This is a genomic window from Pseudofrankia saprophytica (genome assembly GCF_000235425.2).
Classification (GTDB): domain Bacteria; phylum Actinomycetota; class Actinomycetes; order Frankiales; family Frankiaceae; genus Pseudofrankia; species Pseudofrankia saprophytica.
In genome coordinates this window covers 7,970,080-7,990,044 of sequence record NZ_KI912266.1, presented here as the reverse complement: position 1 = coordinate 7,990,044, position 19,965 = coordinate 7,970,080, and the positions used below count along the sequence as shown (strand labels likewise).

At 71.7% G+C, this 19,965-nt stretch carries 15 protein-coding genes; 5 read left to right on the top strand and 10 right to left on the bottom strand.

Annotated elements, in window-relative coordinates; genetic code table 11:
- The first annotated feature begins 284 nt into the window (after positions 1–284).
- Both FRCN3DRAFT_RS54490 and FRCN3DRAFT_RS50130 read left to right on the top strand, forming a co-directional pair.
- The gene (locus FRCN3DRAFT_RS54490) at positions 285–455 is read left to right on the top strand and encodes a hypothetical protein (RefSeq protein WP_157845290.1); all 171 of its coding nucleotides are present in this window, start codon (positions 285–287) and stop codon (positions 453–455) included.
- A gap of 155 nt (positions 456–610) precedes the next feature.
- Complete coding sequence (locus FRCN3DRAFT_RS50130) at positions 611–2,536, top strand: tetratricopeptide repeat protein (RefSeq protein ID WP_007513748.1); 1,926 nt, start codon at positions 611–613, stop codon at positions 2,534–2,536.
- On the opposite strand, the gene FRCN3DRAFT_RS0233735 is transcribed toward FRCN3DRAFT_RS50130, so the two are convergent.
- The 7 genes from FRCN3DRAFT_RS0233735 to FRCN3DRAFT_RS0233710 form a co-directional block, all read right to left on the bottom strand.
- Positions 2,524–3,549 carry a DDE-type integrase/transposase/recombinase gene (locus tag FRCN3DRAFT_RS0233735; protein ID WP_157845314.1) on the bottom strand — a complete coding sequence of 342 codons (1,026 nt, stop codon included), beginning with the start codon at positions 3,547–3,549 and terminating at the stop codon, positions 2,524–2,526. The two genes, FRCN3DRAFT_RS50130 and FRCN3DRAFT_RS0233735, sit on opposite strands and share 13 nt — an antisense overlap.
- Before the next feature lie 56 nt (positions 3,550–3,605).
- Positions 3,606–5,042 (bottom strand): NF041680 family putative transposase, encoded by a 1,437-nt coding sequence (locus tag FRCN3DRAFT_RS47505; RefSeq protein WP_007507715.1) that lies wholly within the window; start codon positions 5,040–5,042, stop codon positions 3,606–3,608.
- A 119-nt stretch (positions 5,043–5,161) separates the two neighbouring features.
- Positions 5,162–5,545 (bottom strand): hypothetical protein, encoded by a 384-nt coding sequence (locus tag FRCN3DRAFT_RS58005; protein WP_051467369.1) that lies wholly within the window; start codon positions 5,543–5,545, stop codon positions 5,162–5,164.
- A gap of 56 nt (positions 5,546–5,601) precedes the next feature.
- Positions 5,602–5,964 carry a hypothetical protein gene (locus tag FRCN3DRAFT_RS0233720; RefSeq protein WP_131803659.1) on the bottom strand — a complete coding sequence of 121 codons (363 nt, stop codon included), beginning with the start codon at positions 5,962–5,964 and terminating at the stop codon, positions 5,602–5,604.
- A 398-nt stretch (positions 5,965–6,362) separates the two neighbouring features.
- A complete protein-coding gene (locus FRCN3DRAFT_RS0233715; protein WP_131803660.1) occupies positions 6,363–7,208 on the bottom strand; it encodes a hypothetical protein in 846 nt (281 codons plus the stop codon).
- Positions 7,198–7,341, bottom strand: coding sequence for a hypothetical protein (locus FRCN3DRAFT_RS55575; RefSeq protein ID WP_198536070.1), 144 nt, complete (start codon positions 7,339–7,341; stop codon positions 7,198–7,200). The genes FRCN3DRAFT_RS0233715 and FRCN3DRAFT_RS55575 overlap by 11 nt, the downstream gene beginning before the upstream one ends.
- A gap of 508 nt (positions 7,342–7,849) precedes the next feature.
- Complete coding sequence (locus FRCN3DRAFT_RS0233710) at positions 7,850–9,064, bottom strand: acyl-CoA dehydrogenase family protein (RefSeq protein ID WP_007513753.1); 1,215 nt, start codon at positions 9,062–9,064, stop codon at positions 7,850–7,852.
- Positions 9,065–9,431: 367 nt separating this feature from the next.
- On the opposite strand from FRCN3DRAFT_RS0233710, the gene FRCN3DRAFT_RS0233705 reads away from it, so the two are divergent.
- Positions 9,432–9,890: a TIGR03668 family PPOX class F420-dependent oxidoreductase gene (locus FRCN3DRAFT_RS0233705; RefSeq protein ID WP_027141177.1), complete on the top strand. Its 459-nt coding sequence runs from the start codon at positions 9,432–9,434 to the stop codon at positions 9,888–9,890.
- Positions 9,891–10,131: 241 nt separating this feature from the next.
- On the opposite strand, the gene FRCN3DRAFT_RS0233700 is transcribed toward FRCN3DRAFT_RS0233705, so the two are convergent.
- The 3 genes from FRCN3DRAFT_RS0233700 to FRCN3DRAFT_RS56765 all read right to left on the bottom strand — a co-directional run bounded on the left by FRCN3DRAFT_RS0233700 (position 10,132) and on the right by FRCN3DRAFT_RS56765 (position 16,107).
- Positions 10,132–11,199 carry an Acg family FMN-binding oxidoreductase gene (locus FRCN3DRAFT_RS0233700; RefSeq protein ID WP_007513755.1) on the bottom strand — a complete coding sequence of 356 codons (1,068 nt, stop codon included), beginning with the start codon at positions 11,197–11,199 and terminating at the stop codon, positions 10,132–10,134.
- Positions 11,200–11,444: 245 nt separating this feature from the next.
- Positions 11,445–13,757, bottom strand: a complete 2,313-nt coding sequence (locus FRCN3DRAFT_RS50125) for a serine/threonine-protein kinase (RefSeq protein WP_131803661.1) — start codon at positions 13,755–13,757, stop codon at positions 11,445–11,447.
- A gap of 223 nt (positions 13,758–13,980) precedes the next feature.
- Entirely contained in the window at positions 13,981–16,107 is a 2,127-nt protein-coding gene (locus FRCN3DRAFT_RS56765) for a serine/threonine-protein kinase (protein WP_007519832.1), read from the bottom strand.
- Positions 16,108–16,302: 195 nt separating this feature from the next.
- On the opposite strand from FRCN3DRAFT_RS56765, the gene FRCN3DRAFT_RS0233685 reads away from it, so the two are divergent.
- Together FRCN3DRAFT_RS0233685 and FRCN3DRAFT_RS0233680 are read left to right on the top strand one after the other, a co-directional pair.
- A complete protein-coding gene (locus FRCN3DRAFT_RS0233685) occupies positions 16,303–16,944 on the top strand; it encodes an HhH-GDP family DNA glycosylase (RefSeq protein WP_007519830.1) in 642 nt (213 codons plus the stop codon).
- Between the two features lie 384 nt (positions 16,945–17,328).
- The gene (locus tag FRCN3DRAFT_RS0233680; RefSeq protein ID WP_007519828.1) at positions 17,329–19,842 is read left to right on the top strand and encodes a HelD family protein; all 2,514 of its coding nucleotides are present in this window, start codon (positions 17,329–17,331) and stop codon (positions 19,840–19,842) included.
- Positions 19,843–19,965 lie beyond the last annotated feature (123 nt).

Sequence of the window (19,965 nt, the reverse complement as noted above, 5' to 3'; positions counted from 1 at the left end):
TCGCTCGAACAGGGCGGTGCACGCAGGCGAGGGGCCAAGCGCCCACCGCGGGCCGCCCCGCAGCAGGCTTATGCGCCTACCCCCAGCCCTGGCCAACAACGACGCCGATCGGCGCGCGTGCGCTGGCCAACTACCGTGACCTGCCTGCTTGGCGTGGGCATCCTCATCCGGTTCCTATACAGGCGCGGGTCGGCAGGGCCAGGGCGCTGGCGAGCCCCCGCGCCGGGCCAGGACGCGCGATGGCCCCGACCAGGTCGTGGTCGGGGCCATCGAGGGCACACGTCGTGGATCTTAAGCTACTGGCCGGTGGCGTCGAGCCAGGCCTCCTCTCGCTGCCAGGCCGCGTCGAGCTCTTCGGCGTAGGCCGCGACACCGGCCTGGTCTGGAGCCGGACGACGACCTTCACCCCGACGCGGAGGTCGATCGTCGACGCGACGGATGTTCACGCTCCGTGAGACCCGGCCGGGCCGGGCTGGCGCACGCCGCGCCGGGCCTGACGCGCGGTAACCGTCCAGGGATCCCGGACAGCAGACAGCGGAGGGAATCCGAGAGTTGATCTTTGAGATTGGCTCGATGCTCGGGATCTTTGTGGTGATAGTGCGATGTGCGGATGAGTCGGTCGCTCGCGGCCTGGTCTCTGGTGGCCGGTTCGGCCTTGCTTGGGTCGGGGGCGGCGGCGCTGGCGGACGTGTTGCCGGGGGTCGTGGCGTCGCTGGCTGTCGCGGTGGTCGGAGCGGTGGGGGCGGTCCTGTCGAGCAGGGGCAGCCAGGCGTTGGACGCGGCAGCTGGCCGGCGGCTCCTCGAGAACGTCTGGGTGGATCGGCGAGGCCGAGTTCCCCGGGTTCGCGACGTGGCCGAGCCGCTGTTCGTCGGGGTACATCGCGCCGCGCGGGTGTCGTCCTCATCGGGCTACGTGCCGACGTTCGTACGGCGCGATCGCAGCGACGCGTTGGAGGCGGCGGTCCGTCGCGGTGGTTTCGTCCTGGTGGTGGGGGACTCGACCGCTGGGAAGACGCGAGCCGCGTTCGAAGCGACGCGCCGCTGTCTCCCCGATCATGCGTTTGTCTTCCCTGACCACCAGCCTGGATCCATTCGCAGTGCGGTGGCGGCCGCGCGTGACGAGCGGCGATGTGTCCTGTGGCTGGACGATCTAGAACGCTACCTAGGCTCGGGAGGTCTGTCCGTCCACCACCTGCATGAACTTCTCGGCCAACCCGGGCCCCGGTCCGATCAGACAGGTCAGATCGCTGCGGATCGGGTGGTGTTGGCCACGATGCGGGCTCAGGAGCACGCCCGGTTTCGCGGGCGGGCGGAGTCCTCGATGAACCGGGGCGGCAATGAGGAAGCGGTCGCCGGCCGGGAGGTTCTTGGTCTTGTGACCGAGATTCGGCTGGCCCGGGCGTGGACGTCCACGGAGCTCGCTCGCGCCGCACAGATCAGGGATGACCCGGAGATCGCCTCGGCGCTGGCGCACGCCGACCGGTATGGAGTGGCGGAGTATCTGGCAGCAGGTCCGGACCTGCTCGCTCGATGGCTGAACGGATGGGCCCCAGGGACGCACCCGCGTGGTGCCGCGCTCGTCGCGGCGGCCGTGGACGCCAGACGGGCCGGATGCAGCGCCGGGGTACCGCTGGCGGTACTGCAGGAGCTCCACGAGGACTACCTGGCGGAACATGGCGGTGCACGCCTGCGTCCCGAGCCTTGGGAGCAGGCCGTCGCGTGGGCCCTGGAGACGATCCTTGCCACCGCGAGCCTGCTCGCCAGCGACGGCACCGACCGCTACAGCGCGTTCGACTATCTCTTGGATGCGGTGGACCTCGACCAGCAGGCGGGTCCGGTCCCCGAGACCACGTGGACGAGGCTGCTGCGCTGGGCCGGTCCCGACGACGCGGCGGGCATCGGAAGGGCCGCCTGGGGGCGGGGACGCGTAGGCTTCGCAGCCCTCGCGTTTCGCCAGGCCGTCGATGGCGGTCACCTGCCTGCGGCCGCCGGCCTCGCTCGCTGCCTCGGCTACTCATTCCAGGAAGATCAGGCCATCGACGTGTTGCGCACCGCTGTCGAGGAGGCACGGCGCAGCCCATCTCGGCTCGACCGCGCCGAACTCCATAACCTTCGCTATGAGCTCGCGTGGTGGACCGGGAACGCCGGCCACGTTGACGAGGCGCTTCGGCTTGCCGAAGAGCAAGCAGTCGAAGCGACCGCGCTCTTCGGTCCGGCCCACCGCATCAGTCTGGACAGCCAGCTAAACCTGGCCCGCTGGGCCGGAGAGTCCGGCGACCCACAGCGCGCATTGCAGATCGCCCGCGACGCGAACGCCGGCTACCAGCGAGAATTCGGCGACGACGACTTCATGTCCGCATCCAGCCGTTTCGAGATCGCGATCTGGACTGACGCAGCGGGCGACCAGGCTGGCGCAATACAGCTTCTCCGCGAGCTTGAGGCGGAATCCGCCGACAGGTGGGGCGACCAGGACAGACTCACCATCGATGTCCGCGGCAATCTCGCCGCCCTCTACGGTAGATGTCAAGTCAAATGAGACAGTGGATCTTCGGTTGGTTGGCTTGGAACTGGCTTGTTGATCCAGACGGTGTCGGGTAGCCGCGGCGGCCTGGGTCGGCGGGCGAACCGCTCGGGGTGCGCCGCGTGGGCGGCGTCGAGGGTGGCCTGCCGGTGGGTCCGAACCTGGTCGGCGGTCCCGAAGTGGACCGAGGCTGGGGTGTGGAACCCGATCCCGGAGTGGCGATGGTCATGGTTGTAGGCGGTAAAGAACCCGTCACAGAATGACCGCGCGTCGGCGAGCGAGCCGAACCTGTCGGGAAAGTCGTAGCTGTATTTGAGAGTTTTGAACTGGGCCTCCGAGTAGGGGTTGTCGTTCGAGGTCCGTGGCCGGGAATGCGACCGGGCGACGCCCAGGTCGACGAGGAGCTCGGATACGGGTTTCGAGACCATCGCGCCGCCGCGGTCGGCGTGGATCGCCACGGGCGGGATACCGTTGCGCGCGATCGCGTCGGCAAGGAAGTCCTTCGCGACGACGGCGTCCTCGGCGGCCGCGACGAGCCAACCGGTCACATACCGGGAGTAGATATCGAGGATGACGTAGAGCTTGTACCAGGTTCCTTTCACCGGTCCTTTCAGCGCGGTGATGTCCCAGGTCCACACCTCGCCTGGTCCGGTTGCGGCCAGCTCGGGACGGACCCGCGGCGGATGCGACGCCTGGGCGCGGCGTTCCCTGCTCTGGCCTGCAGAGCGGGCGATCCGGTACATCGTCGACAGCGAGCACCAGTACCGGCCCGCGTCCAGCTCCCGGGCCCAGACCTGCGGGATCGCAAGATCCGCGTACGCCGAGCTGTTCAGCACGCCCAGCACCTGCGCACGTTCGGCGTCGCGCAGCGCCGCCGGCGGCGCGGTCCGCGGAAGCCACGGTCCGTGCCGAGGCCCGCCCGGCGCGGCGTGCCGATAATGCGTCGCCCGCGATCGGCCCGCCAAGGCACACGCCCGCTTCACCGGAACCCCCGCCAACCGAAGCTCGTCAAAGGCCTCGCCGAGCAGACGGTCTACGGCCTCTCGTTGTCCGCGCTCTCGGAGATCTGTTCCAAGCTTGAGATTTAACCTTTCTTCTTGCCTCCCGGCTTCGCGGGTATGTCTGTTTTGCGCATTTCTGAGCCGAGACGGTGGCGTCGGGCTGGGGTGTTTCTGCCTCCGGGTGGACGTCCTGGGCCGGGGTGGCTGGTTTTCGGTAGACGCGTCGGGGTGCCCAGCCGGTCGCGCAGATGTCGAAATGCGCGGCGGACCCGGTAGGGGGTGAGCGGCTTGCCTGGGCGGGGCCGTCGTTCCCAGGGGCGACGCAGGTCGTTGGCCAGGTCACGGGCGAGGCGGAGTTGGGTGTAGGCGGCGATGAGCAGCCAGGTCCAGCGGACGGCCTGCTCAGGATGGCGTAGCCGTGCCGCGGTCCATCCGAGCTGGGACTTCATCATCTTGAAGGTGTGTTCCATGTCGAAGCGGCGCAGGTAGGCCCGCCAGCACACGTCCAGGTCGGGTGCATGGGGGCCGGAGTGCCACAGCCACATGGTGCGGTGCGGGCTGCGGCCGTCGGGCAGACGTTCCACCCGCACTTCCAGGACGGTGCCCTCGATGATGGGTAGCCGGGTGAACAGCTCGTCTCCCAGGCGGGCGAAGTAGCCCGAGCGTGCCACCCTCTGGTGCATGCGCTGCCAGGCCCGGACCTCGACCCGGCCGTAGTTGGTCGTGTCGGGCACGATCAGCATCTGGTCGGGGCGGCGCAGGTTCATCGGCGCGGCGAGGGCGAACCGCTGGCCGTGGATGCCGTTGCGGCCGGGGCCGGGTTTGCGGGGGCCGGGCCGACCGTCGTAGAAGACACGGTCGCCGGCGATCCTTACGAGGGTCTGGACCGGAAGGTCTCCCAGGGCGTGGGTCAGTGCGGCGGCTGCGTATCCCTGGTCCAGCACGAACATCGGTGCGGGCTGTGGTGTCGGGGGCTGGGTGCCCAGCCGTCGGGTGAGGTCGCGGATCTGCTCGGCGGTGGCGGTCACCGGGCAGGCTCCCTGCGGCAGGCGGCGGGCGTCGACCGGCAGCGTCCACGAGGAGCGGCCCCATTCCAGGGCGGTCACCCACTGGAACTCCCAGCCCGGTACGACCTTGCGGTCGCCGTCGCAGCGGCACGGCGCGTAGTGCAGGCCCCGGTCGGGTGAGCACTCGGCGTTCGGCCTGGGGAAGGTCGTCACGTCCACACCGAAGATCGGTGGGCTGTCGGGTGGGAGCTGGTCGGCCAGCAGATCCCGCAGCCGTTCCTCGTCGATGGCGCCTTGCGCCAACGCGTCATACAGGGCTCCGTGGCCGCGGCGGAATACCGAAGCAAGTGACAACTCGACCAGGGAGGTCACCGGAGCTTCAGTGCAGATCACCGCGTCCGTCAGCTCGAAGAGCGTGTCGGCCCGAGCGTCCAGGCAGTCGTAGAACCCATCACGGAAACGGGTCAATGCGAAAAACAATTCAACATTGGCGTTCTCGCGCAGCAAACTCACCTCTACGACCTTCACGCGACTCGGATTGGTCTCAGTAAAGAGACACGATCACGTGAAGGGTGCCAGCTGTCCAGTAGATCGCCAACCCAACCCGAACTCGATCATGAGATGGTTAAATCTCAAGCCAAGAGCGCGTGTGCTTTTCCCATGATATCCAGCGCGGTCTCGGTCGTCGCGAGCCGGGACTTCAACCGCTCGTTCTCCCGACGGAGCTTCTCCAACTCGACCTGCTCCGCCGACTTCGCCGATTTCTTCTCCGAACCGCGCGCCACCTCGGGTCTCGCACTCAATACGCCCGCGTCACGCGCCCGCGCCCACTCGATCACATGCGACGAGAACAACCCCTCCCGACGCAGCACCGCGCCTTTCTCGCCATGCGGCGCGTTCTCATACTCCGCAAGAATCCGCAGCTTGTACGCCGCACTGAACACCCGCCGCGACGGACGCGGCGCCGGATCACGCCGCGACGACCCACCCGGCCCTTCGGGGGACTCTGACTCCACGAGCACAAGGATCTCCGATCACGCCCCCTGCAGCCAACTCGCCTCCAGCAGGTGTCTCACCCGAGACTGACACAGAGGGCTATGCAGCACAGGGCGACGCCGGAACCGCCCTGGTACTCACCGAGAAGGTCGCCGCAGATACGTCCACGGCCTTCGGTGAGCGTGATCCCCAGACGCTTCGAGCCCGCCTCGACGTCGCCCGGCGGACAGGCGGCACCGGCCAGCCAACTGCAGCGCTCCGAATCGCTCAAGAGGTCGAGTCCATCGCACATGCCGACCTGGGCGAGACACACTTCGTCGCACTCCGCAGCCGCTTCGAGGTCGCCATATGGACCGCCGAATGCGGCGAGCCCACCCGCGCCATGGAGATGTGGCAGATGCTCATCACCGACGCCGCTCGCCTCCTCGGACCTTCCCACGGCCTTACCAGAGACAGCGAAGCAAACCTGGCCGAACTCCGCGAGCAGTCAGATGACGGCGCACCAACCACATAGTCCAGAACGGCTGGCCCGATGGCGCATGACGTTCAGTTACCAGAACCCCGCCCTCGTTCGGGGACAGACCGGAGACGAACTGCACGGCAGTGAACGATCCACCCCGGCACCAGACGACACGAGCGACGGCCGCCCGATCGTATGGTGTTCGAAAACCTCATACGGCGCAGGAGAAAACGGCTTCGGACGGCATCCAACGACACCGAAACAGCTGCAGAGGACTCCCGGTGGAGCTTTCTCATAATCTCCTGGTCGCTGAGCCCATGCGTCCTTCCACGGGCAAGAACCCTGTCAATCCCTAATCGTTCTCGGCCTCGACCGACTTACCCTGAAAACAGCCCGCGAGGGGCTTCAAGCTGCTCCTCGGTTAGGACGACGTCGCGCCACCGGCCATCACCGAGCCAGTAGATAGCGCGGATCGGTCCTGGCTCCCGTGGGATCACCAGCCAGAGGCGATCCACGCCCTTGGGCAGCGTCGGTGCGATCCTCGGCAGCGCCCCCGACTCAATCGAGCCGAGCGAGTCCAGCCAGTCGAAGGTGACCACCACTACCGCGTGTCTTTCGGACAGGCCGGACGCGAGTAGCTTCCTCGGGACGTCGGCCTTCTCGGCGGAGGCCAACAGCTCGTTGCACCTCTGTACCACGAGATCGCCGTGGTCACTGCTGCCCCCGCTCCAACCTGCTGTGAAGTCCTGGACGAGGTAGAAGCCAGCCTTGTTTCCTTCGGCGGGTGGGGTGGATACGCACGACACTACGCGGAGGCGTCGCAGTTCCTGGGGTCGCCGGTCGGATATTCCTCGGCCTTCCAGCGACGTAGTGCCGTTCTCCTCAAGGCGGGCCAACGCTGCCGGCGCCTCTCGCTTGAGGTCTTTGATCCGTGCCTCTGGGCTCACTACGAGGACCCATGTTCGGGTCAGGCGGGAGACGGTTGTGTAGCTGGTTGACGCCGCTGAGAATCCCATTGCCGTCTCGTCCCGTGTGGACACGACCTCGACGGCCGCGCGTCGCCCATCGGCATACGTGATGGTCAGGTCGTGTCGCCCGTTGGGCCGGGGCTGGCGGGACCTGCGGGGCTGCGGGGACTGGTCGTCGTTGCGCACGACCTTGACGCCGAGCGCGGCTTGCAACGTCGCGCAGGCCAACCACTCGTCGGCGTCCTTACTTTTCACGAAGATCATCGTACTGGCCGAACTGAACACCGACGAGGTCCAACGCGGCGCACACCTCGCGATCCACTGCCGCGCAGGCGTCGGCCGCTCCACCCTGCTCGTCGCCGTCATCCTCATCCTGGCCGGCACCCACCCGGAAACAGCCTGGGACCAGATCCAGAACGCCCGCGACCTACCTGTCCTCGACACCCCAGAACAACGAGCTGGTCACCCAGCCAGCACAGCCGCCGCGGACGCGAACCCGCTCCTCCGCAGACGTCCAGAAATGGGAAAGCTGATCGGATCCGAGCCATCCAGGAGACGCGCGGTCATCGGACGCCGCGAGGCCCGCAGGCTGGTGGTCGTTGCCAGGCGTGGAACGGCCGGCGCCTTCGGTAGGTGCCCGAGCCGTCCCCTTGCGCCCGGCTGCTCGGATCATCGATCGCGGTGGCTGCCGTGAGTTTCCGGGCGAGCGGGTCAGCGGGCAACTGATACGTCGGCGGCGCCGACGCCCGCACGCCTCCCGAGCCGGAGATCTGGGTCAGGACGGGAAGCAGGGGCGCGCGGCTGGAGCGGATCGCGCTCTCAAGATCGACGTGGATGAGGAATGGATGAGGTCGCACGACCACGACGCGGGGCGGTGAGTGACCGCTAACTGGCGATCAGCGAATGTGCACGCCAGAGATGGCGCGGGCGATCACCAGGCGCTGGATTTCGCTCGTGCCCTCGAAGATGGTGTAGATCTTGGAGTCGCGGTACATGCGCTCGACGGGGTGGTCGCGGCTGTAGCCGGCGCCGCCGAGGATCTGGACGGCCTTCTCGGTGACCGCTACGGCGACCTCGCCGGCCTTGAGCTTCGACATCGAGCCCTCACCGGCCTCGAACGTCCTGTTCTGCTTGCCCATCCAGGCGGCCCGCCAGATGAGCAGGCGGGCGGCGTCGATCTCCATGCGCATGTCGGCCAGCGCGAACGCGATCGCCTGGTTCTCGATGATGGCCCGGCCGAAGGCCTCCCGGGTCTTGGCGTACTCGAGCGCGTACTCGTAGGCGGCGCGGGCGATGCCGATCGCCTGGGCGCCGACGGTGGGCCTGGTCCGCTCGAACGTCGCCATCGCGGCCTGGCCCTTGGAGCTGGTGCCCTCCCGGGCCTTGGCGAGGCGGGCGTCGAGCTTGTCCTTGCCGCCGAGCAGGCAGCTGCCGGGAATCCGTACCTCGTCGAGGAAGACATCGGCGGTGTGCGAGGCGCGCAGGCCGAGCTTCTTGATCTTCTTGTTGCCCTCGAGGCCGGGGGTGTTCGGCGGGATGACGAAGGTGGCCTGGCCGCGGGACTTCAGCGCCGGGTCGACGGAGGCGACGACGACGTGGATGTTGGCGATGCCGCCGTTGGTGATCCAGGCCTTCTGGCCGTTGATCACCCACTCGTCCTTGGCCTCGTCGTACCGGGCACGGGTGCGCAGCGAGGAGACGTCGGAGCCGGCGCCGGGTTCGGAGACGCAGAACGCGCCGACCTTCGGATCGGCGGCGTCGCCGTAGCACTGGGGAACCCACTCGAGCAGCTGCTCGACGGTTCCGGCCGACGAGATCGCGGCGGCGGCCAGCCCCGTGCCCATCAACGCCATGCCGATGCCGGCGTCGCCCCAGAACAGTTCCTCGCACACCACCGGCAGCGACAGTCCGGTCTCGTCGGCGAACATCGTCGCGATCGACTCGAAACCGTAGAGGCCAATCTTGGCGGCCTCCTGGATGACGGGCCAGGGGGTCTCTTCTCGTTCGTCCCACTCGGACGCGGCCGGGCGCACCACGTCCGCGGCGAAGCCGTGCGCCCAGTCGCGCAGCTCGCGCTGCTCGTCGGAGAGGTCGAGGCTGAAGCCGCTCATCTCGGTCGATCCCCCAGCTGGGTTCGGTCGGTAGAGGTCGATACCGCTCGGTAAGTATACCGACCGGTAACTTCCGGCGGAAGCCGTCTGGGCGGGGTCCGGTAGGTGGTGTCCCGCTGGGCGTTGATCGCCGTTTCGGCCCTTCGGTGGTCGTCGACAGGGACGGATCGTGACCGCGGGAGGGCGCGGACGGCGATCAACGCCTGGTGGGCGCGCGATCGCCGGGTGGTGCGATCGCCGGGTGGCGGGACGCTGAGTGGGGCGATCGCTGAGTGGGGCGATCGCCGAGTGGTTCGGCGCCGAGTGGGTGGAATGACGCGGGCGTGTGAGGATGGCGTCGGGTCTGGCCGGGGACTGGGGGAGGGTCGTGAACCTCTCCGAGGACGAGGCGCGGGCACGGTTCGCCGCCGCCAGAGTCGCTCGGTTGGCCACCATCGCGCCCGACGGCACGCCCCGGCTCGTCCCTGTCACGTTCGCCGTGCTGGCCGGGCTGGCACCGGGCCACGGCTTCGTGGCAGGTGGCCTCGGGACGGTCGTCACCGCCGTCGACCACAAGCCGAAGCGGACCACCCGGCTGCGCCGGCTCGACGACATCGCCCGCGATGAGCGCGTCAGCCTGCTCGCCGACGAGTATGACGACGACTGGAGCCGGTTGTGGTGGGCGCGGGCCGCCGGGACCGCCCGCGTCGTCGAGCCACCCGATCCCGCGCACGCGGTGGCGGCCAGCGCGCTCGCCGAGCGCTACCACCAATATCGCGACCATCCGCCCGCCGGCCCAGCCATCGTGGTCACCGTGACCCGCTGGACCGGCTGGTCATACCAGTAGCCAGCCGCTTGCGGCGGATCTTCGCAGGCTGGTGCTGCCTCAGGCGACGTCTGCCCCGTCGATCGCCAGGCGGATCCCCGTCCACGCGACTCCTCCCTGTCCTTTGGGGGATCCCGGGCGTCCTGTCAGACGTGAGGGTCACGAAACGGTGCTGGTCGTGGCTCTGGTGTCTGACAGGATTCCCCGTGACGTCGGACAGGATGTGCCCGTGCCCGCGCGCGGGCACGGGTCGAACGTCTCGTCAGGCGCCGGTGAGGTGCTCGAGGACGTCCGACACGGGTCGGCGCCTGGTGGGGGCCCACGGGGGAGCGGACGTGTCGGGGTAGCCGACACGCATGATCATCTGAGTGTGGCCGGTGCCGCCGGTCGCGGCGCGGACCAGCGCGCGAGTCGCCTCGATGTCGACGGCCTGGCCGAGCGGGGACGTCGCGAGGCCCTCGGCGGTGGCCGTCAGGAGCACCCGGCCCAGTGCCCGGCCGGCGCGCAGCCGGTCCGCCGGGCCGTCCGCGTCGGTGCCGAGGACCAGCGCGTTGGGGTGCTCGACCCGGGCGGTCCGCATCCGCTCGCCGGCCTCGTCCGCGCTGGCCGGCTCGCCGCCTGCGCCACCCGTACCACCACCCTGTTCGCTGGTGCCGCCGGTGAAGTCGCGCACGGGGAACTCCGTGGGCCGTGGCTGGGCGCTCGACAGCGCTGCCGGGCGCGGGATGCCGTCGGTGGCCTCGGGGTCGTCGCGGACCCAGGAGGCTAGCTCGGCCCGGTAGGCGGGGTCGTTGTGCTCGATCCAGTCGGCCCGGCCCAGCAGCACCGAGAGCTCCAGGCGGGCGTCCTCGCCGGTCAGCGACGCGAGCCAGCAGCCCTCCGCCTCGGCGGCCCGGCGTAGCGTGCGGACCTCGCCCGCGGGCAGGGCGGCCGGGGTGAACGGGCGGCGGTCGGTGTGCCGGCGGGTGATGGCGGCGGCGAGCCGGGTCTCGTCCTCGGTCGGCGGGCGATGACCGATGATCGTCAGTGTGGCCAGCCGCCCGGTGGCGAGGTCGGGGCCGTCGGGGAGCTCGCCGACCTCGACGTCCAGGCCCGCGGCGCGCAGCGACACCCAGCCGTTCAGCAACGCCGCCCCGCAGCTGACCAGCAGCTGGCGATGGTCCGGGTCGATGACGGGCACGGCCCGGGACAGGTCGGCGAACAGTTCCAGCGTCTCGTCGCGGAACCGCCATCTCCAGGGCTGGGTGTTGTGGATCGACGGCGCCAGGCCCGCGGCCTCGACCGCCCCGTACACCTGCTCGACCGAGAGTGTCGTGCCCTGCGTGACCATGGTCGTCTCCTCGTCCGACGACGGCACCCCGCGCCCGGGCCCGTCCTTGCCTCCGAGCCCATCCTTCCCTCCCCCTACCCCACCTCGGCCGGGTCGTCCCCATCAAGGGCCGAAGTCACCGTGATGGTCACTCCGACCGGCCTGGCGACCCAGGCTTGGGGGCCATTACCCAGGACCGTGGGATGCGGATGGGGAAGCGGATGAGGAGAAGGACGTCCGGGCGGCGAAGCCGGGACCTGGAGCGGTCAGCAGGCGGGCGCCGGGGAACCGGAGGTGCCGCTGTAGACGTAGGCGTGCTGGATCCAACCGCCCGAGGTCAACTGGTCCCAGATCTCGCCCGTGTCCGCCGCGCGCGCCTGGCAACGCAGCACGACGAGGTCGCCGCTGAGCAGTCGGCCGATCGGGTCGGCCTGGCCCAGCAGCGCGCCGGTCAGGCCGGAGACCACCTGTCCGACGACCCCCAGCACCGACACCTCCTGCGTGAGCGGGAACGGCCCGGTGTCCGACCGAGGGGGGTTCGAACCCAGTTTCGGCGAGCTGACCGTCCCGACGCAGGCCGGCGGGCTGAGGGGCTCCGAACTGCCGCTCTGGATGTAGCCGGCTGGGATCCAGCCGGAGTCGGTGTAGACCCACAGCCGCGAGGTGCTCGTGGTCCCGCTGACCTGCTGGGCGTACAGGCCGCAGTAGATGTCGACGGGTGAGCCGTTGGGCACGGTGCCGCGCTGGCCGCCGAACAGACCGCCCGTCGACGGGCCCCGGTAGGCCGCCACCGCGGCGCCGCCGTCGCCCTGGACCGTGGTCCTGCTGGCCGCGGCCTCGTCGAGCGGCCGCCCGGTGGTCGTGGCGCGCGGCAACGTCGCCGCGGGCGGCCCGCCCGACGGTCCGGCTTCGCCGGGGAGGGGCGAAGCGGAGCCGGTGACGCCCGGCCCCGCCGAGGCGCTCGGCCCCCCGGACGGGTCGCCAGCCCCGCCTCCGGCTCCAGTTCCAGTCCCGGCTCCAGGCCCGGTCCCGGCTCCCGCTCCGGCCGCGGCCGCGCCGTCGGCACCGGGGGCGGTCGCCTGGCCCCCGTTACCCGCGCGGGCGCCGCCGCCCGCCGGGCGCGACGAGCCACCCGCGGTATCACCCCGGTCGCTGCCGCTCAACAGGGAATGGACGAGAGCGGTGCTGGCCAGCAGCAGGACCGCGAGCAGCGCCAGCAGGACCAGCAGCCGGCGTCGGGGGCGACGCCGGCGGCGATGACGCTCGGCGGCGCCCGGTCCGCCGTCGACGGGGCCGTCCAAGGGGATCAGATCGTGCTCGCCGTCCAGGCCGCCCGTCGGCTCACCGCCCGGCTGGCGCGGGGCCGCGTCCTCGTCGTCCCGGTCAGCCAGGACGACCGGCGCGGCCACGCCGGCATCCGCCGCGTCGATGGTCGTCGCGACCGGCGCGGTCGACCCACCGTCGGCCAGCGCGCCCACCGTGCCAGCACCGCCCACCGTGCCGGCGCTGCCAACCGTGCCGGCTGTGCGGGTCAGGCCGGCCGTGCCCATCAGGCGGGCCGCGCCGGCCGCGCCCGCCATGCCTGCCGCGCCGACGATGCCGACCGCGCCGGCCAGGCCGACCGCGCGGGCTGTGCCGCCCGGGCCACCGCTCTCCGTGGTGTCAGCCGTGCGGGCCGTGGCGGGCGGCGCGTCGGGCGCCGGCGCCGCGGCCGGAGGGACCGCACCCGCGACCGGTCCGCGGGCCGGCGCGCCCACTCCGGTCGGCCTGGCCTTCGGCTGGTCGTTGATGGTGGCGAGGAGCCGAATGGCGCCGGGCCGTCGGTTCGGGTCGCGGTCCAGAGCGGCGGTGACCATCGGCAGCAGGTCGGCCGGCACGCCGTCCAGGCCCGGTGGGTTGGACAGGATCCGCATCGCGGTCGCGGCCGGCGTCTGCGCGTCGAACGGGTGTTCGCCGCGGGCGGCGAACGCGACGCACATCCCCCAGTTGAAGATGTCGGTCGCGGTCGTGGCCGGGTCGCCGTTGAGCTGTTCGGGCGCCATCCACGCGACGGTGCCGATCACGCTTCCGCCGCTGGTGTTGCCGGTGAGGTCGTCGGCCCTGGCGAGCCCGAAGTCGATGATCTTCGGGCCTTCCCAGGTGAGCAGGATGTTCGCGGGCTTCAGGTCGCGGTGCACGACGCCGGCGGCGTGCACCGCGACCAGGCCCTCGGCGAGCCCGGTGGCCAGCGCGGTCAGGTTCGGCCCGCTCAGCGCGCCGTGCCGGGCGACGGCGGTGAGCAGGTTGACGCCCTCGACGTACTCGGTGGCCATCCACGGCTCGTCGGCGTCCGGATCGGCGTCGAGCACCTGGGCGACGCGGGTGCCGCGTACCCGGCGCGCGGCCGTGATCTCCCGGCTGAAGCGTTCGCGGAACTGCGGCTCGTCGAGCAGATCGGAGCGGATGACCTTCACCGCGGCCGGCTGCCCATCCGGGTCCACGCCGAGGAACACGGTCCCCATCCCGCCGGCGCCCAGCCGTCCACGCAGCCGGTAGCTGCCCACGACGCGGCGGTCCGCGGGGCCCAACGGAGTCAGCACGCCGGTCCCACCCGTGATCAACCCTCTCGCGCTACCGAACCCGACCGGACCTTCGACTTGTCACGGTAGGGCCCATCGTCCCGTGGAATCCTCCCAGAGAGGCCCAAGTGTGCTAATGGTGGCCCACTGCGGTGGGTGTATCGCGGCCAGGTCGGCGCGGTGCTACGCAAGACCGTCCGGCCAAGGCCGTAAGCCCGATGGTGAGGCTGGCTCGGCGGGCCGGTCAGCAGGCGGGGGCGGGGGAGTCTGAGGTGCCGCTGTAGACGTAGGCGTGCTGGATCCAGCCACCGGAGGCCATCTGGTCCCAGACCTCGCCCGTGTCCTTCACGCGTGCCTGGCAGCGAAGTACGACGAGGTCGCCACCGTGCAACTGCCCGATCGGCTCGGCGTTGCGCAGCCGCCCGCTGGTCAGGCTGGAGTCGCTCTGCCCGACGACCCGGAGTATGGACACGTCCTGGGTGAGTGGGAATGGCCCGGTGTCCGGTTGGGGGGCGTTCGAACCCGGCGTCGGTGAGCCGACCGTCGCGATGCAGGCGGGCGGGCTGACGGGCGCTGGGCTGCCGGTCTGGATGTAGCCGGCCGGGATCCAGCCGGAGTCGGTGTAGACCCACAGCCGCGAGGTGCTCGTGGTCCCGCTGACCTGCTGGGCGTACAGGCCGCAGTAGATGTCGACGGGTGAGCCGTTGGGCACGGTGCCGCGCTGGCCGCCGAACAGGCCACCCGTCGACGGGCCCCGGTAGGCGAGTACGGCGGCGCCGTCGTTGCCCAGGACGGTGGTCCTGCTGGCCGCGGTCTCGTCGAGCGGTCGCCCGGTGGTGGCGGCGCGGGGCAACGTCGCCGGGTCGACGCCGGCCGCCGGGCCGTCCGTCCCGGCAAGGGACGCGGCGGAGCCGGTAGCGCCCGGCGCGCCTGGCCCGTCGCTGGCCCCCGGCGCGGGGTCGGAGCCGACCGTGCCGACCGCGCTTGCCAGGCGCGTGTCGGGCGCGGCGCCGGCCGTGCTGCCCCTGCCGGCGCCGGCCGCGCGAGGTGAGCCTCCCGCGGTTTCGTCCCGGTGGTCGTCGCGCAACAGCGAATGGATGAGCGCGGTGCTGGCCAGCAGAAGGACCGCCAGCAGCGCGAGCAGGAGCGGCAGCCGCCGTCGACGGGGCGGGCGGCGCGCGGCGGCGCCAGGCCCGCCCGCTGTGGGGCCGTCGGGTGCGGCGAGGTCGTGCGTGTCGTCCTGGCTGACGGCCGCGGGTTCTCGGGCCGGCTGGCGAAGGGCTTGTGCCGCGTCGTCCCAGTCGGCGACTGGCGCGGCCGCGTCGGCTTCAGCCACGGACCGCGGCCAGGCACCGGCCGTGGGCGCGGTGGGCGGTGTCTGCTGCAAACCAGCCGCGTGGGCGCCGCCGTCCCTCGTGTCCGAGGCCATCGCGACCGGCGTGGCCGACCCGCGGGAGGCCGGCGCGCTGGCCGGGTCCTCGGGCGCGCCTCGCGGTGGCATCGCGGCCGGAGGGATCCAGTCCGCGAGCGGTGGGCGGGTCGCGCCCGCGGCTGTGGGGCACGCCTGCTGTGGGGCGGCAAGAGCGGCGAGAAGTCTGATGGCGCCGGGTCTGCGGCCTGGGTCGCTGTCGAGGGCGGCGGTGACCATCGGCAGCAGGTCGGCCGGCACGCCGTCCAGGCCCGGTGGGTTGGACAGGATCCGCATCGCGGTGGCGGCCGGGGTCTGTGCCTCGAACGGGTGGTGGCCGCGGGCGGCGAACGCGACGCACATCCCCCAGTTGAAGATGTCGGTCGCGGTCGTGGCGGGGTCGCCGTTGAGCTGTTCGGGCGCCATCCACGCGACGGTGCCGATGACGCTTCCGCTGCTGGTGTTGGCGGTGAGGTCGTCGGCCCTGGCGAGCCCGAAGTCGATGATCTTCGGGCCTTCCCGGGCGAGCAGGATGTTCGCGGGTTTCAGGTCGCGGTGTACGACGCCGGCGGCGTGTATGGCGACCAGGCCCTCGGCGAGCCCGGTGGCGAGCGTGGTCAGGTTCGCTCCGCGCAGCGGGCCGTGCTGGGTGACCGCGGTGAGCAGGTCGGTGCCCTCGACGTACTCGGTGGCCATCCACGGCTCGTCGGCGTCCGGGTCGGCGTCGAGCACCTGGGCGACGCGGGTGCCGCGTACCCGGCGCGCGGCCGTGACCTCCCGGCTGAAGCGTTCGCGGAACTGTGGCTCGTCGAGCAGATCGGAGCGGATGACCTTCACCGCGGCCGGCCGGCTGTCGTCGTCCACACCCAGGAAGACGGTCCCCATCCCGCCGGTGCCCAGCCGGCCGCACAGCCGGTAGTTGCCCACCGCGCGGCGGTCCGTCGGGCCTAACGGAGTCAGCACGCCGGTCCCACCCGTGATCAACCCTCTCGCGCTACCGAACCCGACCGGACCTTCGGCCTGTCACGGTGGGGAACATCGTCGTGCGAAATCCTTGCAGAGCGACCCACGCGCGCCGGTAGCGGCTCACCGTGGTGCGTGTGCTGAGTGACTCGACGTGGCCGTGGGTAGTTCGTGGAAATGGCTGGAGCCGATCCGATGGACGTCCTGGCCGAGTTGATGACCCGGCACGGTCGAACGTTCGCCGAGGACATCGAGGCCGACGTCGCCGCCGACACCGCGGAGGCGATGTTCCGGCTGCTGGTCTTCGCGTCGCTGGCCAGCGCGCGGATTCGGTCATCGGCGGCGCTGGAGGCGTCGAAGGCGATGTTCGCGGAAGGGTGGACGAACCCCGCCGCGATGGCCGACACCACGTGGGAGCAGCGGGTCCGCGTGCTCCACGAGCACGGCTACGCCCGATACGACGAGAGCACGGCCCGCGTCCTCGGCGATGCGTGCCACTACCTGCTCGACACCTACGACGGCGACGTCCGGGGCGTGCGGGACGCGGCTGACTACCACGCCGGCCGGGAGCACACGCTGCTCGTGCAGATCAAGGGGATCGGGCCGGTCGGCGCCGACATCTTCCTGCGCGAGGCGCAGGCCGGCTGGGACGAGCTCGTCCCGTACGTCGACGCCCGCACCCGCCAGACCGCCCGGGATCTCGGCCTGCCCGGCGACCCGCGCCGCCTGCTCGAGCTGGTCGAGCGGGAGGACTTCCCGCTGCTGGTCGCCGCGTTGGTCCGCGGCCGCCTGGAGCACGACATCGACCAGGTGATCGACGCCGCCGCGCACCGTTGACGCCGCGACGCACTGTTGACGGCGCCGCGCACTGTTGACGGCGCCGCGCGGGAGACCCGCGCTGCCCGGCAGCCGTGGCGTTGGTCTCGACCACGCCGGTCCGGGTGCGGCAGATCGCCGGGAAGATTGCGCAGCCCGCTAGGCTTCTGTGTTCTGGTTGTAGCTGGGCCGGGGTCTCCCGTGGGTTCCAGCCGGATCGGCGGTGGTGCCGACCCGGCTGGTCCGTGATCTGTCCGCCAAGCCGTGCCTGCGCCGAACGCGCGGATTCAGCGTCGCGCGAGGTGGGGCAGGTCGGTGGGAGGCCGTTTCCCAGCGGCCCGGCCGATAAGGACATCAGATCGGCTATGTACCCTTTTGTGCCGGTTCGTTTCGCGGAGGAGCGCAGTGTCCCCGACCCGTGACCCGCGGCTCGTCCGCGAGCAGGCCTACGTCGATCTGCTCTACGCGCGCCTCGACGAGGTCAGCGACCTGACCCGTGCCCAGCTGCGGCAGGTGCTGCTGGACGTCGGCACCGGGACGCCGCAGGCGGTCGTCGAGCGGGACGTGTTCGCCGCGACCCACGCCGAGCGGCTGGCCAGGCTGGAGGCCGCCGAGGGCCGGCTGTGCTTCGGCGCGATGCACCGCGTCGACGGGACGCGCACCTACATCGGCCGGATCGGGCTCTCCGACGCCGAGCAGGAGCCGATCCTGGTCGACTGGCGCGCGCCCGTCGCGACCGCCTTCTACCAGGCGACGCTCGCCGAGCCGCGCGGCCTGGTCCGCCGGCGCCACCTGCGCACCAAGGGCCGCGAGGTGACGGGCGTCGCGGACGACCTGCTGTCCGTCGGTCCCGAGAGCGCCGTGCCCCCCGCCGGTGCCGCGAGCGAGGCGGGAACAGCGGGCGCGGCGCGCGTCGGGACCGAGGGCGCCTTCGGGACCGAGAGCGCCGCCGAGGCCGACCGGCCGACCGGCGACACGATGCTGCTTGAAGCGCTGTCCGCGCCACGCACCGGCCGGATGGGCGACATCATCGCCACGCTCCAGGCCGAGCAGGACCGCGTCATCCGGGCCGACGCCCGCTCGGTGCTGGTCGTCGACGGCGGCCCGGGCACCGGCAAGACCGCGGTGGCGCTGCACCGGGCTGCCTACCTGCTCTACTCCGAGCGGGCCAGGCTGGAGCGCTCCGGCGTGCTGATCGTCGGTCCCAGCCCGGTGTTCCTGCGCTACATCGACCAGGTGCTGCCCTCGCTCGGCGAGACCGGGGTGGTGTTCGCGACCCCGGGCCGGCTCTTCCCCGGCGTCGCCGCGACCACGACCGACCCGGTGGCGCTCGGGAGCCTCAAGGGCGACGAGCGGATGGCGGCCGTGCTCGCCGCCGCGGTCCGGGAGCACCAGCGGCTGCCGCGGCGGACGATCGAGATCGTCCACGACGATGACCGGACGCTGCGCCTCGACCGGGACACCGTGGCCCGCGCGCGGACCAGGGCGCGGCGCAGCCGCCGCCCGCACAACGGCGCCCGCCGGGTGTTCCTGCGCGAGCTGCTCGACGAGCTCACCGGCCAGGTCGTGCGCCAGATCTCCGGTGGGTTGCTCGACGACGACGAACGCGCCGACGTCCGCGAGGGGCTGTGGGCGGACCCGGCCGTGCGGCGGGCGCTCGGCGACCTGTGGCCCCGGCTCACCCCCGTCCAGCTGCTTGAGAGCCTCTACACCGACCGTGACCTGCTCGCCAGGTCCGCCGCGCGGATCCTGACCCCGGCCGAGCGTGACCTGCTGCAGGGCGTCCGTCGGCAGGCAGCCGCCCGCCACGAAGATCTGTTCAGCGCGCTCGAAGCGGACGAGGCTCCCGCGCCCGGCGGCGCGACCGGCGCCGGCCACGACCGCGACCGCGACGACCGCCGCGACGGTCGGGCCGGTCGGGCCGGTCGAGGAGGCGGGCGGGTCTGGACGATCGCCGACGTGGCGCTGCTCGACGAGGCGGCCGAGCTGCTCGGCGACCCGGACGAGGGCAGCAGGGAGGCGGCCGAGGCGCGCGCGGCCAGGGAGCGGGCGGCCGAGCGCCGCTACGCCGAGGACGTGCTGGAGATGCTGGGACTCGCCGGCGAGCTCGACGCGGACACCGTGGCCGACCGGTGGCGAGGGCCGCGCCGGCGCGCGAGCGCCGCCGAGCAGGGCGCGACCGACCGGGAGTGGGCGTTCGGCCACCTCATCGTCGACGAGGCGCAGGAGGTCTCGCCGATGCTGTGGCGGCTGCTGTGGCGGCGCTGCCCGGCGCGCAGCGCGACCCTGGTCGGTGACCTCGCCCAGGCGGCGCGCCCCGGCGCGCCCGCGACGTGGGCGCAGATCCTCACGCCGCACGTGGGCGATCGGTTCCGGGTCGAGCGGCTGACGGTGAACTACCGCACCCCGCGAGAGATCATGGACGTCGCCGCGGACGTGCTGGCCGCGAGCGGGTCGGCGGCCGCGGCGCCGGAGTCGGTCCGGTCGGCCGGTGAGCCGCCGCTGGCCGTGCGGGTGGCCTCGCTCGACGGGCTCGCGAACGCGGTGGCCGCCGAGACCATCCGGACGGCCGGGATCATCGGCGAGGGCCGGATCGCGGTGATCTGCCCGCCGGAGACGGTCGGTTCGGTGCGCGGCGCGCTGTGCCGGGTCGCGCCGGAGCTCCTCGGCGCGGCCGGGTCCGGCCCGGGTGCCGGCGACGGCGCGGAGGTCCTGGACGCGCGGGTGGCGGTGCTGACCGTCGCCGACAGCAAGGGGCTGGAGTTCGACGCCGTCCTGCTCGTCGAGCCGTCGGCGCTGCTCGCCGGGCCGACCAGGGGCCTCGCGGACCTCTACGTCGCCCTGACGCGGGCCACCCGCTCGCTGACCGTCCTGCACACCGGCGACCTCCCGCCCGTCCTGGCCCGCCTCGAGTCCTGATCTCGGCCCCCGATCTACGCCGGGCCGCCCAGCTCCAGCTCTCCAGCTCTCCAGATCTCCAGATCTCCAGATCTACCGATCTACCGATCTCACCGCGTTGGCCCGGTCGCGCGGCGCATCCTG

What these genes read in the sequence shown, in the direction of transcription:
- FRCN3DRAFT_RS0233700 (WP_007513755.1), bottom strand. Translation starts at nt 11,199, where the DNA reads ATGGTCACGCAGGGCACGACACTCTCGGTCGAGCAGGTGTACGGGGCG.
- FRCN3DRAFT_RS0233685 (WP_007519830.1), top strand. Translation starts at nt 16,303, where the DNA reads ATGGACGTCCTGGCCGAGTTGATGACCCGGCACGGTCGAACGTTCGCC.
- FRCN3DRAFT_RS50130 (WP_007513748.1), top strand. Translation starts at nt 611, where the DNA reads ATGAGTCGGTCGCTCGCGGCCTGGTCTCTGGTGGCCGGTTCGGCCTTG.
- FRCN3DRAFT_RS0233710 (WP_007513753.1), bottom strand. Translation starts at nt 9,064, where the DNA reads ATGAGCGGCTTCAGCCTCGACCTCTCCGACGAGCAGCGCGAGCTGCGC.